The sequence below is a fragment of the Cellulosimicrobium sp. CUA-896 genome, assembly GCF_001942335.1.
Taxonomy (GTDB): Bacteria; Actinomycetota; Actinomycetes; order Actinomycetales; family Cellulomonadaceae; genus Cellulosimicrobium.
In genome coordinates, this window is sequence record NZ_MKKH01000074.1 from 1 (window position 1) to 1,567 (window position 1,567).

The following is a 1,567-nucleotide window of genomic DNA, read 5'->3' on the forward strand; positions in this document are numbered from 1 at the left end:
CGCGGAGATCACGCAGATCATCGGGCAGATCAACGACTACCAGCTGACCATCGCCTCGGCGGTGGAGGAGCAGAGCGCGACGACGACCGAGATGTCGCGCGGCGTCCAGGAGTCCGCCACCGGGGCCGGCGAGATCGCCGACAGCATCACGGGCATCGCGTCGGCCACCACGACGACCGCCGAGGTCCTCGAGGAGATCCGCTCGTCCGTCACCGAGCTCTCCCGCATGTCCACCGAGCTGCGCGCCCGCGCAGCCCAGTTCGCCTACTGACGGAGCACGACCACCGGTCGCTTCGACCGACCTACCACGCAGTACCCCCTCGGGCCCGGCCGCACGACGCGGCGACAGGCCCGGGGGGACGTCACCGGAAGCCCGCAGGGGGCTCCGCACCAGGAGAAGGAATCTCACGTGACCCAGCTGATCGACCCGCCGCGCACGGCCGTCCCCGCGCCCGCGGCGCCCGTCCGACCGTCCTTCGCGCCCGGCCACGTGCCGGCCGCGGGCGGGGTGCCGGGGCCCGACGACCACCGACGCGGCGAGGAGCCGCGTCGTCGGCCTGGGCCGACCGCCCCGTGCTGGTCAAGATCCTCACGTCGGTGCTGGTGATGGTGGTCGTCGCTGCCGTCATCACCTCGGTCGCGCTCAGCTCGATGCTGCAGCTCCGGACGGACGCCGCCACGATGTACGGCGGCAACGTCACCCCGCTGCAGCAGCTCACCGAGATCCAGCGCGCTTCCAGGGGGACCGCGCCAGGATCGCCGAGTACGGCATCGCCACACCCGAGACCCGGACGATGCTGCGAGAGCAGCTGGCGGAGCGCAGGATCGACCTGGACTCGCAGATCGAGGCGTACCGTCCGAACGCGGTGAGCCAGGTCGACGTGGACACGATCGTCGCCACTCTCGACGACTTCTACACCGCGTCGAACGAGACCCTGCTGCCCCTCGCCGACGCTGGGGACAGCGTGGGGTTCGCCGCCTACTTCCGTGAGACCGTCGACGTCCTGATCTCGGACGCCATCGACGCCATCCAGGTCGAGACCGCAGCCCAGGGCGAGGAGGCCTCCGCGCTCGCTGCGGCCACCGACGATCTTGCCGCGCGGTCGATCCTCCTGACCTTCCTCGTCGCCGCGCTGGGTGCGGTGGTCGCCACCGGGTTGGCCTACGTCGTGGCACGCGGCATCAGTCGCCGCATCGGGGCGGTGTCCGCGAGCCTGGCGGCCGTGGGCGACGGCGACCTCACCGTCTCCTCCGGCGTGACCGGGCGCGACGAGCTCGGACGCCTCGCGGTGGACCTCGAGCGCACCCAGGCGAACCTGCGCGAGCTCATCGCGGGCGCGTGTCGTCCGCGGAGACCGTCGCCGCCACGGCCGCCTCGCTCGGGGAGAGCGCCGCCCGGTCCACCGCGAGCTCGGACGAGAGCGCGGCCCAGGCCGGCGTGGTCGCGTCGGCGGCGGAGCAGGTGTCGCAGAACGTGCGGACGGTGGCTGCGGGTGCCGAGGAGATGGGGGCGTCGATCCGGGAGATCGCGCAGAACTCGAACGAGGCGGCGAAGGTCGCGAACCTG

3 protein-coding genes are annotated in these 1,567 nt (G+C 72.5%); all 3 read left to right on the forward strand.

What is annotated here, in order from left to right:
* A partial coding sequence (locus BJF88_RS16365; protein WP_075829572.1) for a methyl-accepting chemotaxis protein occupies window positions 1-271 on the forward strand: 271 nt, incomplete at its 5' end.
* A 138-nt stretch (window positions 272-409) separates the two neighbouring features.
* Window positions 410-607: a hypothetical protein gene (locus BJF88_RS19300; RefSeq protein ID WP_139316121.1), complete on the forward strand. Its 198-nt coding sequence runs from the start codon at window positions 410-412 to the stop codon at window positions 605-607.
* A gap of 187 nt (window positions 608-794) precedes the next feature.
* Window positions 795-1,567, forward strand: a 773-nt coding sequence (locus BJF88_RS18600) for a HAMP domain-containing protein (RefSeq protein ID WP_139316122.1), incomplete at its 3' end; no start/stop codon positions are given.